This window comes from Burkholderia sp. MSMB617WGS (assembly GCF_001532025.2).
In the GTDB taxonomy this organism is placed as follows: Bacteria; Pseudomonadota; Gammaproteobacteria; order Burkholderiales; family Burkholderiaceae; genus Burkholderia; species Burkholderia savannae.
Map to the genome: position 1 here is coordinate 2129149 of NZ_CP013457.1, position 15558 is coordinate 2144706.

The window sequence follows — 15558 nt, forward strand, 5'->3', positions numbered from 1 at the left end:
ACATGCGTCGCGCCGTGCGATGCATTGCCGTCTTCTAACGGCTGCGCCGACGAATGCTTGAGGCATTTTTCGGTATGCAAATCGTTTGCGTAAGGGTTTACGGGCCGAGGCAATCGTTTCGACGGCCGAAGTGTCAGCGATTCGTCAACTAATCGCGAAGCTTTGTCGGGCAGCGCATCGCGGGCGGTCAGGCCGGCATCGATCGATGATTCGCATCACCGATCGATTTCCGGCGGAAGAAGCGTCGCAGTGCGAAGCGCATCGGTGACTTTGGACGGAATGGAGGGCGATCGCGTCTTGGCCGTGAATGGCAACGATGCGCCGCGGATCAGCCGCGCGGGCCGATCCGCGCACGGAGGCGAGATTCGACCGAAAAGCCACGCGCGCGCTCACTGCCGAGCGCGGTGCCGCGACGGCTGATCAATGTGAAGGACTGCGGAATCCGGAACCCGTTTCAAACGAACGCGCGGCCGGGCGGCTTCCCGAATTTGGGCGATGCGGCGGCGTGCCGCAAAGGCAAGCGCCGCATCCACGGGCGGCGCCTTCGCGCCTTCGCTGCGCGACGCCTGAGGCATTCCCGGGCCGCCTCGGCCGCGGCGCCACGGGCTTTCGCCGCCGATTGAAAGCCGCCGCGCACGAATGAGGCGCGACGCGCGAGATCAATGCGCCCGATTGCGCAATGTCTCCCTCACCCGCTTCGCGACGAGAACGGCCAGATAATCGCGTATCCGCGCGCCTTCGCTGTATTCGGCCAGCGTTTCTTCATAGAGCCGGGACACCGCCTCGGCGGGCGTGCGGGTTTCGGAAGCGATCGCCTGAACGATCTCGTCGACGCGGTTCTGGACCATGTTTGCACTCCGCAGGGAGGTAAACGGACAAAAACGGCTGGAGCGGGACGCCTATTGAATGACGCCAAAAGCGTCGACGCAAATTGAATCCGTCTATGAATACGCGGGCGTAGCCGCCCGAGCTCTATTCGGACGAATCCGGATGCGCGCCGCGGACCGCCGCGCCCCCCGCCGCCTTCCGCGCCGCCGCTGCTGCGACGCAATGGAGGGTCGGATGGCGATGGCCGGCGATCCGGCGCGCGGCACGTTACACTCTCGTCGCAATTGCGCCATCGCGTCCCGGCGCCGCCCGAACGAACCGCCGCCGTGCGAGCGCGCCTTCCGGTCGCGGTTCGCATCCTTTACACGACTTTCGCAGTCCAACAGGAGTTCACGCATGGCGGTTCGCGACATCCACGACATCGAGCAGATCGAGCGCGTGCCGCTTCACGCGCGTGCGCTGCCCGCAAGCACGCTGCAGATTTTCGACGAGCGCGCGGCGAAGACGCCCGATGCGCCCGCCCTAACCTTCTTCCTCGACGCCGACCGGCACGCCCGTTCGCACACGTGGACCTTCGCCGAGCTGCACGCCGACATCGTCAGGACCGCGAACGTGCTCGCGAGCGCCGGGATCGGCGCGGGCGACGTCGCCGCGTTCGTGCTGCCGAACCTGCCCGAGACGCATTTCGCGATCTGGGGCGGCGAAGCGGCGGGCATCGCGATGGCGATCAATCCGCTCCTCGACGGCGCGCAGATCGCCGAGCTCGTCGATGCGGCGCGCGCGAAGGTGCTGATCTGCCTCGCGCCGACGCCGGGCGTCGACGTCTGGCCGAAGCTCGCGCCGCATCTGGACGCGATGCCGACCGTCGAGACCGTCGTGTGGGTCGACCTGCGGCCGTACGTGTCGCTGCCCAAGCGCGCGGCGCTCGCGTGGATCGAGCGCCGCGAGAAGGCGCGCATGCGCGACAAGCGCATACGGATCGTCAATCTGCACGCCGAAATGCGGCGGCAGCCCGGCGACCGGCTGATCAAGCCGCGCACGATCGCGCCCGACGAGCCGTCGTCGTACTTCTGCACGGGCGGCACGACGGGCCGCCCGAAGATCGCGGTGCGCACGCACGGCTCCGAGGTGTTCGACGTGTGGTCGGCGAGCGAAACGCAGGCGCGCGACGGCGAGGCGCCGCGCACGGTGTTCTGCGGCCTGCCGCTCTTTCACGTGAACGGCCAGCTCGTGACGGGCCTGATGGCCTGGCTGCGCGGCCATCACGTCGTGCTTGGCACGCCGCAGGGCTATCGCGGCAAGAACGTGATCGCGCGCTTCTGGGAAATCGTCGAGGCATACCGGATCAACGCGTTTTCGGGCGTACCGACGCTTTTCGCGGCGCTGTTGCAGCAGCCCGTCGGCCGGCACGACATCGGCTCGCTCGAATACGCGGCGTGCGGCGCCGCGCCGATGCCCGCCGAGCTCGCGCGCAGCTTCGAGCGGACGACCGGCGTGAAGATCGTCGAGGGCTACGGGCTGACCGAAAGCGCGTGCGTCGCGTCGCTCAATCCGCTCGACGGCGAGCGGCGCATCGGCTCGATCGGCCTGCGCCTGCCGTATCAGCGGATGCGCGCGGTGATCGTCGACGACACCGGGCACTACGTGCGCGACGCGCTCGTCGACGAGGTCGGGCTGATCGCGCTCGCGGGGCCGAACGTGTTTCGCGGCTATCTCGATCCGGCGCACGAGCGCGGATTGTGGATCGACATCGCGGGCGAGCGGTGGCTGAACACGGGCGACCTCGGCCGCCGCGACGCGGGCGGCTATTTCTGGCTCGTTGGCCGCAAGAAGGAGCTGATCATCCGCGGCGGGCACAACATCGATCCGCGCATCATCGAGGACGCGCTCGCGACCCATCCGGCCGTCGCGCTGGCGGCGGCGGTCGGCCGCCCGGACGCGCACGCGGGCGAGTTGCCCGTCGCTTATGTCCAGCTGAAAGCGGGCGCGAGCGCCGACGAGCGCGCGCTGCTCGCGTTCGCCGCGGGCGCGATTCCCGAGCGCGCGGCGGTGCCGAAACACGTGCGGATACTCGATGCGGTGCCGACGACCGCGGTCGGCAAGATCTTCAAGCCGGAGCTGCAGCGGCTCGAAATCGCCGACGTCGTCGCCGCGTGCGCGCGCGACGCGCAGATCGAGCTCGAGCAGGTCGACGTCGTGCAGGACGCGCGGCGCGGGCTCGTCGCGAAGATCGCCGCGCGCGGCTCGCGCGACGCCCTCGCCGAGCTGCTCGCTCGCCATGCGTTCCCGGTCGACTGGATCGGCGACGGCGCGCCCGCCGCGGCGCCCGCATGCGAGGCGGCGACGCAGCGCGAGCGCGCGCCGTGACCGCGGCCGTCTTGCGCCGCCTGATCCACCGCCCATCCGTCATGCGAGCCGAACCTTGACGCGCGCCGGCAACTTTCGCGTGACCGCGGCCGTCGTCGCGAGCGCGCTTTTCATGCAGAACCTCGACAGCACGGTCGTCGCGACCGCGCTGCCGAGCATGGCGCGCGACCTCGACGTGAACGTCGTGTTCCTGAGCAGCGCGATCACGTCGTATCTCGTCGCGCTGACCGTGTTCATCCCCGTGAGCGGCTGGATCGCGGACCGCTTCGGCGCGAAGCGCGTGTTCATCGCGGCCATCGCGATCTTCACGGCGGCGTCGGTGATGTGCGCGGCGGCGAACGGGCTCGCGGCGCTGATCGCCGCGCGCGTCCTGCAAGGCGCGGGCGGCGCGCTGATGGTGCCCGTCGGCCGTCTGATCCTCTATCGCGGCGTGTCGCGCGACGAGATGCTCGCGGCGACCACCTGGCTCACGATGCCCGCGCTCGTCGGTCCGCTGCTCGGTCCGCCGCTCGGCGGCTTCCTGACCGATGCGCTGTCGTGGCGCGCGGTGTTCTGGATCAACGTTCCGGTCGGCGTCGCGGGCGCGGCGCTCGCCGCGCGCCTCATCCCCGCGTCGGCGGGCGAGCGGCGCGCGCCGCCCGACCTCGTCGGCATGCTGCTCGTCGGTGCGGCGCTCGCCGCGCTGATGCTCGGCGTCGAAACGGCCGGCCGCGGCGTGCTGCCGGCTGGCGTGCCGGCGCTCGGCGTCGGCGCGGGCGTCGTGCTCGGCTGGCTCGCGATCCGCCATTGCCGGCGCGTCGAGCATCCGGCCGTCGATTTGTCGCTGCTCGGGATTCCTACTTTTCATGCGGCGACGATCGCGGGCAGCCTGTTTCGCGCGGGGGCCGGCGCGCTGCCGTTTCTCGTGCCGTTGACGCTGCAGGTCGGCTTCGGCGCGAGCGCGTCGAAAAGCGGCGCCATCACGCTTGCGAGCGCGCTCGGCTCGCTCGTGATGCGGCCGATGACGCATGCGGCGTTGCATCGCGCGTCGATGCGCACGGTGTTGATCGCGGGCAGCGCATCGTTCGCCGCGGTGCTGGTCGCGTGCGCGATGCTGTCGGCCGCGTGGCCGGATGCGGCCATCTTCGCATTGCTGCTCGTGGGCGGGCTGTCGCGCTCGCTCAGCTTCGCGTCGATGGGCGCGCTCGTGTTCTCCGACGTGCCGAGCGAGCGGCTCGCCGCCGCGACGTCGTTTCAGGGAACCGCGCAGCAACTGATGCGCGCGGTCGGCGTCGCCGTTGCGGCGAGCGCGCTGCATCTGGCGATGCTGGCGGGCGGGCGCGGCCGCGCGAGCCAGACGGATTTCGCGTGCGCGTTCGTTGCGATCGCGCTCGTCGTGCTGGCGTCGGTGCCGATGTTCGCCGCGCTGCCGGCGGGCGCGGGCGAAGGGCTCGCGGGGCCGGCGCGCCGGTCGCGGGAGTGACGCGGCGAGCAAATCAGCGCGCAAATCGGCGGCCGGCGTGCGTCGGGGCGAAGCGCGGACGTGTCGCGGCCGGACGGCCGGGTGGCGCGCACGGTTCGGCAGGCCGATCGATAGGCCAGCGCGCAATGTCGCGACCCGCGATCGGGCCGCTCGTCCCTGGTTTGCCGGTGTCTTGACGGAGCTCGGCCGCGCCGGCCCGCCCCCGATACGCGTGTGCGGTGCGGTCAACGCCCGCTTCACGGCCTCGCAGCGAAATTCCTTCGTATAGGCCGCCGTCGGAATCAGACGCACCCATGCCTGCGCTCCTCAATCTTACGAAACGTTGGTTTCGCGGATCGGCTCTGGATTCCCGAGCAGATTCGCGAAATCAAGACCATCAGCACTTCGCCGGCCGGTCAGGCGCGCATTTTTGCTGATGAACTTCAGGTCATCGATGGGCGAGCGCCTGATCGGCCATCAAGCCTTTTAGCCGCTCGTTCGTCGTTTCCGAATTCTTGAGTCGACGGGCAACGGCCATGTCCACGCCGCCCAATTATCACGCCGCCGGTTGAATACTTGTTCCGAGATGCGATGGCATTCACACCGATCCTTCACCGGTTCATTGCGGCGCTCGATTTTGCGTAAGATGAATAATCGAATAAACGATAAATCGCTCCTTCATCGGGCACATTTGTTTTATAAAACAAGGATGGTCGGCCATCCAACATCTTTTCAAATTACACAAAACCAGGATGAAATTATGTAATCAATGATTTGTTGATTAACTATAGAGGCGATTCATATATTAGTGGCTTACCCAATCTAAGTCGAATTGGTTTTGTCGCCATTCACGCAAGACGCCGAATTTTCAGTAAATTGATTGCCGTCAATTTTCATTGCTCCCCTTGGGCGGCCGGATGATGGATTGAACGTGCTCGTCAATCGAGAGTGACGCCGAATCCCATTCTCATATCGAGGAAGATAAATCATGAAGCTCAAAGGAATGCTCTCCACCGCGGCGGCATGCGCGGCACTACTCTCGACTTCCGTCTCGCAAGCGGTGGTCATCACTCCGCCCGGCAGCGCAGGAGCGCCGATGCCTTTTACCGCAAGCGGGCCGGCCACCGTCAGTAAAGCGGGTATTCCGATTGGATGCACGATCGTATTTACCGGCACGATCGACGGCGCGGGCAAACTCCTGGTCACCAGTGCAAATTTCAGCGGATCTGCGCTTTGCAAGGTCGTTAAGGCCAACGCAAGCGTGACGTCACCCTGGAGTGGTCAAGTCGATGGCCCCAATCAATTGACGCTCGATAACGTGTCAGTCAACGTCAACGCACCGCTAGTGGGCGGACAATGCGGCCCCAGTAAAGTCGTGACGCAAATACGCGAAGCCGATGGCGAAACCGTAATCGGCCTGAATAATGTCGCTCTATCTGGCGGGTGCGGCATCACCGGTGCGCTAACGACGAATCCATACATGCACGTTTCGCCGTAATTCACCAGCCGGCGTCCAGTCCGAACGGCGTCATCGACACCACACGTTCATTATCGTCAGAGCAGGCGTCGGGCGTGAGTCGGCGCTCTCGTCGCTGGCCATCGATAATGCGGTCGCGCAACGGGCGCTCTTGGAGCGCCCGGCGCCGCAGAAACGCCAAGGGACGCTTACATTCGATGAAATGCGCTCAGGCGTTTTACATCTTGCCTTTCGTGTAATCAGGTCAAGATGATCCGGGCGCTATTGAGCGATGAGGTACGGGGCGCGAATCGAATCCGTGTCGCCGGCCAAGGAACGCGATTCGGGGCGGGCGGCGGCCGACGGTCCGCTCTGATCGTGGGGCCGTTGATCCGGCCGGCGCGCGCGGCGTCAGGCCGCTTCCGGGCGGTCGCGCGCGACGAGATCGAGATACGCGCTCACGTCGCCGCCGTCGAGCGGCTTGACCATCACGCGAATCGTGCGCACCGCATCTTTCATCGGGACGTTCGCGCGGGTGCGCACTTCGCCGTACCCCGAACGCGTCCAGAAGCGCTCGGCGCGGGGCGTGCCGCTGACGACGCCGAGCCGCAGCCAGCGCGCGCCGCGCGCCCGCGTCCACGCCTCGAGCGCCGCGTAGAGGCAACGCGCGACGCCCTGCCCGTGCCGCGCCGTCTCGACGATGAAGAGATCGACGTGCCACACGCCGGGCGCGAACATGTCGGCGAAGAGCGTCGCGAAAGCGACGAGCGGCGCGCCGACGCCGGCATTCGCGGCCGGCCGATAGCCGATCGCCCATTTGGCGGTGCAGCCCCATTCGGCGGACGGCATTCCCGCGTATTCGACAGCCGCTTCGTCCGGCGCGGGCGGCGCGCCTGCCGTGTCGCGGAAATATTCGGGGTTGCGTTCGAAGAAGGCCTGGATCGCGGGGATGTCGTCGGCTACGAGCGCGATCGCGCGGACGTCGCCGCAGTCGAAGAGCGCCCGCGCGCGCGAAGAGGCGGCGGAATCGGTCGGATGCATGGGTTCTTCCGCGTGGATCATGTCAGGGAGGGCCGCGATGCCGACGTTGACCGGGCGGCAGCCAGCAGCCACTTGCCGCCGGGCGAAGCCGCGCGCCGCCGCGAACGATCGCCGGCTGGACGAAATCGCCGCGACTGCCGGCTCACGACATTTCCATCGGCTTGCGCGAGCGTCGCCGGGCGAGTGCGCGCCGGCGCGCCTTAAATCGGGCGCGGATCGCACGGCCATGGCGGAACGGCGGCAGACGATCGGGCGGAAAGCGCCGATGCGCGCGGGGCCCGCCGTTCCACCGTTTCAGGCGTGCGCCGTGCCGCCACGGTGGCACTCCGCGCGTCGAGCGCGCGCGAGGAATGGGGGCGCAAGGGCTGCCGCGGCCGCTCGCCGCACGCCGCCGCGCTTCGCCGCGACTTCTACCGCAACCGCCGCTCAACTCCCCGCCCGCGTGGCCGCCAGGAACAGCACGGGCGGTCGCCGGCAGTCCGCCTCGAGATCGGGCCGCACGGCGAGCGCGTCGGGAATCGGCGCCGGCTCGCCGAGGTGCGTGAGCGTGAAGCCCGCCTTCAGCAGCGTGTTCACGTAAGTCTCGACCGTCCGGTGGTACTTGACCACGCCGTCGACGAACCAGCGCGTGTCGCGCCGCCCTTCCTGCCGGTAGCGATCGACGGGCCAGTGCTGTTTGTGGCCGTCGTCATCGCGCACCCAGCCGTGCGGATACGCGGTGCACATCGGATGCTCGACCGAGAACACGAAGCGGCCGTTCGAGCGCAGCGCGTCGTAGGTCCGCGCGACGACGCCGGTGTAATCCTCGACGTAATGCAGCGCGAGCGACGACACGACGAGATCGAACGCGCGCGTCGCCGCGTGATAGGTCTCGATCGACCGCTGCAGATAGGTGATCGCATCGTCCGCGGTGCGTGCGCGCGCCTCGTCGAGCATTCGCGACGACACGTCGACGGCCGTCACCGACACGGCGCCGTGCGCACGCGCGTAGCGGGCGAAATCGCCGAAGCCGCAGCCGAGGTCGAGCACGTGCAGGCCCGCGAGGTTGGGCAACAGGCGCTTCAGTGCGGGAAATTCGAGTGCGCCGTTCAGGCCGGTGTCGCCTTGTCGAAGCGTGCGGTAGCCTGCGAAGAACGATGCGTCGTCGTAGATGTTTTGCGGCGCGGGCTGTGGCGCCGTGTGGGAATCGCTGCTCACGATGGACGCTCCTTGACGTAGACGGCAATCGGCGGAAAAGCGGCTCGAAACGACACGAAAACGACGAACGACGGTGCAGTGCAATATCCGTTGCGTGCGCTGCGCCGTCCGTCGCATTGTATCGCCACGCATGAGGAAATGCGCAGTCCAAAACGATTGTTTCGGATTCGGCCGAACGCGCCCTCGTTTGCCAAAGCGCGCCCGCTCAAGTACCTTGAACCCCTGCCGTCTGCGATCGGCCCCCGCTTCGCCCCTGGCCGAACCCCGCCGCCCGGGCGCACGGACGCTATCGCATCCGTTCATCCGTTCGCCCGTTGCACGACAGGAGTGCCGCCCCGATGAGAATCCCCCGTTTCAGCCGTTCCCTGCGCGCGGTCGCGGCCGCCGCCGCAGCCGCCGTCCCGCTCGTTTGCGCCGCGCCCGGCGCGCATGCCGCCGACGCGGTCACGGTCGCCTCGAAGATCGACACCGAAGGCAACCTGCTCGGCAGCGTGATCGCGCAGGTGCTGAAGGCGCACGGCATCGCCGTCGTCGACAAGATCGGGCTCGGCGCGACGCCGATCGTCAGAAAGGCGCTGACCACGGGTGAAATCGACATCTATCCGGAATACACCGGCAACGCGGCGTTCTTCTTCAACAAGGCCGACGATCCCGCGTGGAAGAACGCCGCGCAAGGCTACGCGCTCGCGAAGCGGCTCGACTACGCGGCGAACCGGATCGTCTGGCTCGCGCCCGCGCCGGCGAACAATACGTGGGGCGTCGCGGTGCTGAGCTCGGTCGCGCAGTCGCAGCATCTGAAGACGTTCGGCGACTTCGGCAAGTGGGTCGGCGCGGGCGGCAAGGTGAAGCTCGCCGCGTCGGCCGAGTTCGTCAACAGCGCGTCCGCGCTGCCGTCGTTCGAGAAGGCGTACGGCTTCAAGCTGAAGCCGGAGCAGATGCTCGTGCTGTCGGGCGGCGACACCGCCGCGACGATCAAGGCCGCCGCGCAGCAGACGGACGGCGTGAACGCCGCGATGGTCTACGGCACCGACGGCGGCATCGCGGCCGCGGGGCTCACCGTCCTCGACGACGACAAGCACGTGCAGCCCGTCTACGCGCCGACGCCGATCGTCCGCGAGGCGGTGCTGAAGGCGCATCCGCAGATCGCCGACTATCTGAAGCCGGTCTTCGCGAGCCTCGATCTGAAGACCCTGCAGACGCTCAACGCGCGAATCCAGATCAACGGCGAGCCGGCCGCGAGCGTCGCGGCGAGTTACCTGAAAGCGAAGGGCTTCGTCAAATGACGGCGCGCACGGCGCGCGGGGCCGGCGCGTCCGCCCCCGCGCCGCGCCCGCGCGCGCTGCCGGCGTGGGCCGCGCGCATCGACAAGGTCGGCGTGCTGATCGCCGCGCTCGTCGCGTACGCGGCGTTCGTCGAGCCATTCGTCACGCTGCGCGCGAACCGCATCGCGGCGGGCGCGGGGCTCGCGCCCGGCGCGGTGTTTCCGTCACTCGAGGCCGGCGCGCTCGACGCGCTGTGGGCGGCGGGCGCGCTCTTCGCGCTCGTGCGCAGCCGCGCGACGCTGCGCGCCGCCGTCGGCGCGGCGCTCGTGCTCGCGCTGTGCGTGGCCGTCGGCGACGCGCCCGCGCATCTCGTCACGCCGGACACGCCGCTCGCGCGCGTGTCGCCCGCATCGGGCGCATGGCTGCTGCTGTTCGCGTTCGCGGTGCTGATCGCCGACGCGCTCGCCCGCATCGCGCTCGCGCCGGGCACGCGCCTCGTCGCGCTCGCGGCCGCCATCGCGGCGCTCGCGGCGTTCATCCATGGCGGCTTCTGGGACGGGCTGTCGGTGATGCAGGAATACGCGGTGCGCGCCGACACGTTCCGCAGCGAGGCGGCCCGCCACCTCGCGCTCGTCGCCGGCTCGGTCGCGGCGGCCGTCGCGGCGGGCGTGCCGCTCGGCATCGGCTGCACGCGCTCGGCCGCGCTGCGCGGCGCGCTGATGCCGCTCCTGAACGTCGTGCAGACGATCCCGAGCATCGCGCTGTATGGCCTGCTGATGGCGCCGCTCGCGATCCTCGCCGCGCGCGTGCCGCTCGCCGCCCGCCTCGGCGTGAGCGGCATCGGCGTCGCGCCCGCGCTGATCGCCCTCTTCCTGTACGCGCTGCTGCCGATCGTGTCGAGCGTCGTCGTCGGCTTCGCGCAGGTGAGCGCCGCCGTCGTCGAGGCCGCGCAGGCGATGGGAATGACGGGCCGCGAGCGGCTCGTCGCGGTCGAGCTGCCGCTCGCGCTGCCCGTCGTGCTGTCCGGCGTGCGCATCGTGCTCGTGCAGAACATCGGCTTGGCCGCCGTCGCCGCGCTGATCGGCGGCGGCGGCTTCGGCACGTTCATCTTCCAGGGCATCGGCCAGTCGGCGACCGATCTCGTGCTGCTCGGCGCGCTGCCGACGATCGCGCTCGCGCTCGTCACCGCCGTGCTGTTCGAGGCCGCGACCGAGATCGCGAAAGGAGCGCGCCGATGATCGAGATCGAACGCGTGAGCCGGCTTTTCGGCGATGCCGCCTCGCGGGGCGTGCCGCCCGTCGTCGCGGTCGACGACGTGTCGCTCGCGGTCGCGCGCGGCACGGTGACGGCGCTCGTCGGCGCGTCGGGCAGCGGCAAGTCGACGCTGCTGCGGATGATCAACCGGCTGATCGCGCCGACGAGCGGGACGATTCGCGTCGGCGGCGTCGATACCGCGAGCGTGCCCGCCGAGACGCTGCGGCGCGGCATCGGCTACGTGATCCAGGGGCACGGCCTGTTTCCGCACTGGACGGTCGCGCGCAACGTCGCGACGGTGCCGCGCCTGCTCGGCTGGCGCGCGGCGCGCATCGACGCTCGGGTGCGCGAGCTGCTCGAGCTGTTCGAGCTCGATTACGACGCGTACGCGCGCAAGCTGCCGCATCAGCTGTCGGGCGGCCAGCAGCAGCGCGTCGGCGTCGCGCGCGCGCTTGCCGCCGAGCCCGCCATCCTGCTGATGGACGAACCGTTCGGCGCGCTCGATCCGATCATCCGCGGCAAGGCGCAGGATGATCTCGTCGCGCTGCAGCGCAGGCTCAGGATCACGATCGTGATCGTCACGCACGACATCGACGAGGCGCTGCGGCTCGGCGATCAGATCGCGGTGATGGACGCGGGGCGCATTCTGCAGGCAGGCCCGCCCGCCGAGATTCTCGGCAGGCCGCAGCCGGGCGTCGTCGAGCGGCTCGTCGCGGGCCTCGACCGGCCGCTGCGGCTTCTCGCGCTCACACGCGTCGACGCGCTCGCCGAGCCGGGCGCGGCGCCCGGCGAGCCGATCTCCGGCGCGCTCACGCTGCGCGACGCGATCTCCGAGCTGCTGTGGCGCGGCGTTCCCGCGCTGCCCGTGTCGAGCGCCGACGGCACCGTGACGACGCGCATCACGCTCGCCGCGATCGTCGCGCAGGCGAGGCGGCCGGCATGAGGCGCACGATGAACGCCGCCAAAGCAACCGGCAAGACCGGCGCGGCGTGCGCGATCGGCGCCGCGAGCCGCCGCGTCGGCCTCGCGCTCGCCCGCATCGCCGCGCTCGCGGCGCTCGCCGTGCTGCTCGCCCGGCCCGACTGGCTCGAGCCGCTGTTCGCGCCGTTCGCCGACAACGGCGCCCCCGCGATCTACCGGCGCGCAAGCCTTTTCGACCTGACGCTCTCGCATCTCGCGATCGTCGCGGTCGCGAGCGCGGCGGGCGCGATATGCGCGCTCGCCGCCGGAATCTTCGTCACGCGGCGCGCGGGCGCCGAATTCCTGCCGGTGGCGCGCAGCGTCGTGCACATCGGGCAGACCTTCCCGCCCGTCGCGGTGCTCGCGCTCGCGGTGCCCGCGGTCGGCTTCGGCGTGAAGCCCGTGCTGATCGCGCTGATCCTGTACGGGCTGCTGCCCATCTTCGAGAGCACGATCGCGGGCCTTCAGGACGTGCCCGCCGACGCCGTCGACGCCGCGCGCGGGATGGGCATGAGCGCGCTGCAGCGGCTCGCGTGGGTCGAGCTGCCGCTCGCGTTTCCGGTGATCCTGAACGGCATCCGGCTCGCCGTCGTCATCAATCTCGGCACCGCGACGATCGGCTCGACCGTCGCGGCCAAGGGGCTCGGCGACGTGATCATCGCAGGGCTGCAAACATCGAATACCGCGTTCGTGCTGCAAGGCGGCGTCGTCGTCGCACTGCTCGCGGTGCTGATCTACGACGCGCTCGGCGTGATCGGGCAATGGATCGCGCCTGCGGGCGCGGCGCGGCGCGAAGGTGGCGCGTGAGTTCACGCGTAAGTCGGCGTGTCGAGCGGCGCATACGGCGGCCGGCCGGGCGTGATGCGCGAATGCGCGCCGGCGCGCCGCGTCGAGCGATGCGTGACTGTTCGCCGGCCGATGCCGCTTCGCCGCTTCGCCGCTTCGCCGTTTCCGAGCGGCGAAACGCATGAACGATATCGCACGCATAGGGGCGCGTACGCGTCGCCGCATCGGACCGCACGCCGCGCCGACGTCATCGGACGCCGACACGTCATACCCTCGTTGAATTCGGCGCATTGAATTCGGCGCGTTGAATTCGGTGTGTTGAATTCGGCGCGTTGAATTCGATTACGCATTCCGTTCGAGCGGCACTGCGCCGGTCGCGCAATTCGACTTGCCGCTCGGGCGATTGCCGCCGCGCGCGTCGCTACTCGTCAGCCGCAATGCGTCGAGAAAAAAACGATGAATGCATTGCGCGCGTCGCTTTCATTGCGTGACGACATTTGCGCGCGTCTTCATCGTCACATATTCGTCACGATTCGCTCCCGAAAGCGTCCCGCTCGGCGCGCACGCACCACATGCGATCGCGCACCAGCGCACGGCACGCACGCGTTCGCGCGCGCGCCTCCGGCGACCTGCGGTCAATTACGATTTCAGCAAGATGGAATTGCGTCGAATGAAGGTAATCGCGACTGGCGCCGGCGATCAAGCGCTCATCGAGAGCATGAAAGACAGCGACATGCACTCCGTTCCTAGCACCATTTGCACACTGTCCGGAGGCCTTCCGACGTTTTTTGATCCATGACATAAAGTGCCGTTTAAATTGTTTTCAATTGTTATGCAATCGGGAAGAATTGAATCGACGAAAGCAAATTCAAATACCGAATTTGACGGATTTTGAATGGCTTCGATCGGCTCGTTTCGGGTGTGTGAATCCGGATAGACCGTCCGATTCAGGCACACGCGGAAATTCGACCGCCAAAAGCGATCGAGAGCGGATTCGAACCTAAAAGCAGGAAGCATGATGAGAATCTGTATCGAAAATATTCAACCGGGAGTCACGCGAGAAGAGCTGCAGGCTTTTCTATTCAAATACACCGGAAAGAAATTCACCGACATTCAATTCATCGGGCAATCGGGCCCGCGGCCGAGCGCGCTGATCGACATGGACAGCGCCAATTGGGGTGCGCTCGCCGAAATTCGTCGCCGCCTGCACGGCATGTACTGGAAGCGGCGCCGGATCGGCGTCTGGCTCTTTTCGTTCTGGGACCGCAGCGACGCCGCCGAGGCGCGGCGTCAACGCGAAGCCCGCGCGCAACAACCCGGGAGCGGACCGATGACGACACTCCGCCGATAACGCTCGATCGAGCACGCACTTTCGGATTTCTAACGACGCGCGTTCCGCCGGATACGCGCATGCCAGCGGCAGACCGCCGCGCGCTTTCGCCCCGGCGGAAGCGCGATGGCCGCGTGCGCGCCGCGATTTTGCAACAACGCGACTGCGAGGAAACATCATGGCTGAAGTGATTCAAGACGTCGCGGCGAAACCCGCCGCGAGCAAGCTGCGACTCGGCGCGCTGACCGCGCTCGTCGTCGGATCGATGATCGGCGGCGGCATCTTCTCGCTGCCGCAAAACATGGCCGCCACGGCCGAAGCCGGCGCGATCCTGATCGGCTGGGCGATCACCGCGGTCGGCATGCTCACGCTCGCGTTCGTGTTCCAGACGCTCGCGAACCGCAAGCCGCAGCTCGACGGCGGCGTGTACGCATACGCGCAGGCGGGCTTCGGCGACTACATGGGCTTCTCGTCCGCGTGGGGCTACTGGATCAGCGCGTGGCTCGGCAACGTCGGCTACTTCGTGCTGCTGTTCTCGACGCTCGGCTACTTCTTTCCGGTGTTCGGCGAAGGCAACACGCCCGCCTCGATCGCCGGCGCGTCGGTGCTGCTGTGGGCCGTGCACTTTCTCGTGCTGCGCGGCATCCGGCAAGCGGCGTTCATCAACCTCGTCACGACCGTCGCGAAGATCGTCCCGCTCGCGGTATTCATCCTGATCTGCTTCTTCGCGTTCAAGCTGGACGTGTTCAGGGCCGACATCTGGGGCCGCGCGAACCCGTCGCTCGGCTCGGTGATGAACCAGGTCCGCAGCATGATGCTCGTGACGGTCTGGGTCTTCATCGGCATCGAGGGCGCGAGCATCTTCTCGGCGCGCGCGGAGAAGCGCAGCGACGTCGGGCGCGCGACCGTGATCGGCTTCGTCGGCGTGCTGCTCGTGCTCGTGCTCGTCAACGTGCTGTCGCTCGGCATCATGACGCAGCCGCAGCTCGCGAAGCTGCAGAACCCGTCGATGGCGGCCGTGCTCGAGCACGTCGTCGGCCACTGGGGCGCCGTGCTCATCAGCGTCGGCCTCGTCGTGTCGCTCGCCGGCGCGCTGCTGTCGTGGGTGCTGCTTTGCGCGGAGATCATGTTCTCGGCCGCGAAGGACCACACGATGCCCGCGTTCCTGCGCAAGGAGAACGCGAACCACGTGCCCGCCAACGCGCTCTGGCTCACGAACGCGCTCGTCCAGGTGTTCCTGCTGATCACGCTGTTCTCGCAAAGCACCTATCTGTCGCTGATCTATCTCGCGACGTCGATGATCCTGATCCCGTACTTCTGGTCGGCCGCCTACGCGCTCCTTCTCGCCGTGCGCGGCGAGACCTACGAGAACGACGCCCGCGCGCGCCGCACGGACGGCTTCGTCGCCGCGCTCGCCGTGCTCTACGCAGTGTGGCTGCTGTACGCGGGCGGCGCCAAGTATCTGCTGCTGTCCGCCCTTCTCTATGCGCCGGGCGCGCTCTTTTTCGCGAAGGCGAAGCGCGAGCTCGGCAAGCCGGTCTTCACCGCCGTCGAAAAGCTGATCTTCGCGGCGGCGTCCGCCGCCGCGGTGTTCGCGGCCTACGCGCTCCATAGCGGGCTCATCACCCTTTGATCG

At 68.2% G+C, this 15558-nt stretch carries 12 protein-coding genes; 9 read left to right on the top strand and 3 right to left on the bottom strand.

Annotated elements, in window-relative coordinates; translation table 11 throughout:
* Positions 1-659: 659 nt before the first annotated feature.
* Positions 660-848 (bottom strand): DUF3562 domain-containing protein, encoded by a 189-nt coding sequence (locus tag WT60_RS10580; protein ID WP_060356052.1) that lies wholly within the window; start codon positions 846-848, stop codon positions 660-662.
* Between the two features lie 376 nt (positions 849-1224).
* Here WT60_RS10580 and WT60_RS10585 point away from each other — a divergent pair, with 376 nt between their 5' ends.
* The 3 genes from WT60_RS10585 (at position 1225) to WT60_RS33560 (ending at position 6134) form a co-directional block, all read left to right on the top strand.
* Entirely contained in the window at positions 1225-3195 is a 1971-nt protein-coding gene (locus tag WT60_RS10585) for an acyl-CoA synthetase (RefSeq protein ID WP_038742978.1), read from the top strand.
* A gap of 112 nt (positions 3196-3307) precedes the next feature.
* Positions 3308-4657: an MFS transporter gene (locus tag WT60_RS10590; RefSeq protein WP_060356067.1), complete on the top strand. Its 1350-nt coding sequence runs from the start codon at positions 3308-3310 to the stop codon at positions 4655-4657.
* 967 nt (positions 4658-5624) lie between these two features.
* Positions 5625-6134, top strand: a complete 510-nt coding sequence (locus tag WT60_RS33560) for an activator protein (RefSeq protein WP_145986769.1) — start codon at positions 5625-5627, stop codon at positions 6132-6134.
* Between the two features lie 369 nt (positions 6135-6503).
* Here the strand turns inward: WT60_RS33560 and WT60_RS10595 are convergent, their stop codons facing one another.
* Complete coding sequence (locus WT60_RS10595; RefSeq protein WP_060356066.1) at positions 6504-7133, bottom strand: GNAT family N-acetyltransferase; 630 nt, start codon at positions 7131-7133, stop codon at positions 6504-6506.
* 426 nt (positions 7134-7559) lie between these two features.
* The gene (locus tag WT60_RS10600) at positions 7560-8330 is read right to left on the bottom strand and encodes a class I SAM-dependent methyltransferase (RefSeq protein ID WP_038742983.1); all 771 of its coding nucleotides are present in this window, start codon (positions 8328-8330) and stop codon (positions 7560-7562) included.
* 338 nt (positions 8331-8668) lie between these two features.
* Here WT60_RS10600 and WT60_RS10610 point away from each other — a divergent pair, with 338 nt between their 5' ends.
* From WT60_RS10610 to arcD, 6 genes are all read left to right on the top strand, one after another.
* Entirely contained in the window at positions 8669-9613 is a 945-nt protein-coding gene (locus tag WT60_RS10610) for an ABC transporter substrate-binding protein (RefSeq protein ID WP_038742985.1), read from the top strand.
* A complete protein-coding gene (locus WT60_RS10615; protein ID WP_038742988.1) occupies positions 9610-10830 on the top strand; it encodes an ABC transporter permease in 1221 nt (406 codons plus the stop codon). Before WT60_RS10610 ends, WT60_RS10615 begins: the two co-directional genes overlap by 4 nt.
* Entirely contained in the window at positions 10827-11789 is a 963-nt protein-coding gene (locus tag WT60_RS10620) for an ABC transporter ATP-binding protein (RefSeq protein WP_060356051.1), read from the top strand. Before WT60_RS10615 ends, WT60_RS10620 begins: the two co-directional genes overlap by 4 nt.
* Positions 11786-12613: an ABC transporter permease gene (locus tag WT60_RS10625; protein WP_038742993.1), complete on the top strand. Its 828-nt coding sequence runs from the start codon at positions 11786-11788 to the stop codon at positions 12611-12613. Before WT60_RS10620 ends, WT60_RS10625 begins: the two co-directional genes overlap by 4 nt.
* 997 nt (positions 12614-13610) lie before the next feature.
* Positions 13611-13943 (top strand): RNA-binding protein, encoded by a 333-nt coding sequence (locus WT60_RS10635; RefSeq protein ID WP_038743315.1) that lies wholly within the window; start codon positions 13611-13613, stop codon positions 13941-13943.
* 157 nt (positions 13944-14100) lie between these two features.
* Complete coding sequence (gene arcD / locus WT60_RS10640) at positions 14101-15555, top strand: arginine-ornithine antiporter (RefSeq protein ID WP_052144961.1); 1455 nt, start codon at positions 14101-14103, stop codon at positions 15553-15555.
* The last annotated feature ends 3 nt before the right edge of the window (positions 15556-15558 follow it).

Coding starts and splice junctions, on each gene's coding strand:
- WT60_RS10585 (WP_038742978.1), top strand. CDS start 1,225: ATGGCGGTTCGCGACATCCACGACATCGAGCAGATCGAGCGCGTGCCG.
- WT60_RS10625 (WP_038742993.1), top strand. CDS start 11,786: ATGAGGCGCACGATGAACGCCGCCAAAGCAACCGGCAAGACCGGCGCG.
- WT60_RS10590 (WP_060356067.1), top strand. CDS start 3,308: ATGCAGAACCTCGACAGCACGGTCGTCGCGACCGCGCTGCCGAGCATG.
- WT60_RS10610 (WP_038742985.1), top strand. CDS start 8,669: ATGAGAATCCCCCGTTTCAGCCGTTCCCTGCGCGCGGTCGCGGCCGCC.
- arcD (WP_052144961.1), top strand. CDS start 14,101: ATGGCTGAAGTGATTCAAGACGTCGCGGCGAAACCCGCCGCGAGCAAG.
- WT60_RS10620 (WP_060356051.1), top strand. CDS start 10,827: ATGATCGAGATCGAACGCGTGAGCCGGCTTTTCGGCGATGCCGCCTCG.
- WT60_RS10595 (WP_060356066.1), bottom strand. CDS start 7,133: ATGCATCCGACCGATTCCGCCGCCTCTTCGCGCGCGCGGGCGCTCTTC.
- WT60_RS10635 (WP_038743315.1), top strand. CDS start 13,611: ATGAGAATCTGTATCGAAAATATTCAACCGGGAGTCACGCGAGAAGAG.
- WT60_RS33560 (WP_145986769.1), top strand. CDS start 5,625: ATGAAGCTCAAAGGAATGCTCTCCACCGCGGCGGCATGCGCGGCACTA.
- WT60_RS10615 (WP_038742988.1), top strand. CDS start 9,610: ATGACGGCGCGCACGGCGCGCGGGGCCGGCGCGTCCGCCCCCGCGCCG.
- WT60_RS10580 (WP_060356052.1), bottom strand. CDS start 848: ATGGTCCAGAACCGCGTCGACGAGATCGTTCAGGCGATCGCTTCCGAA.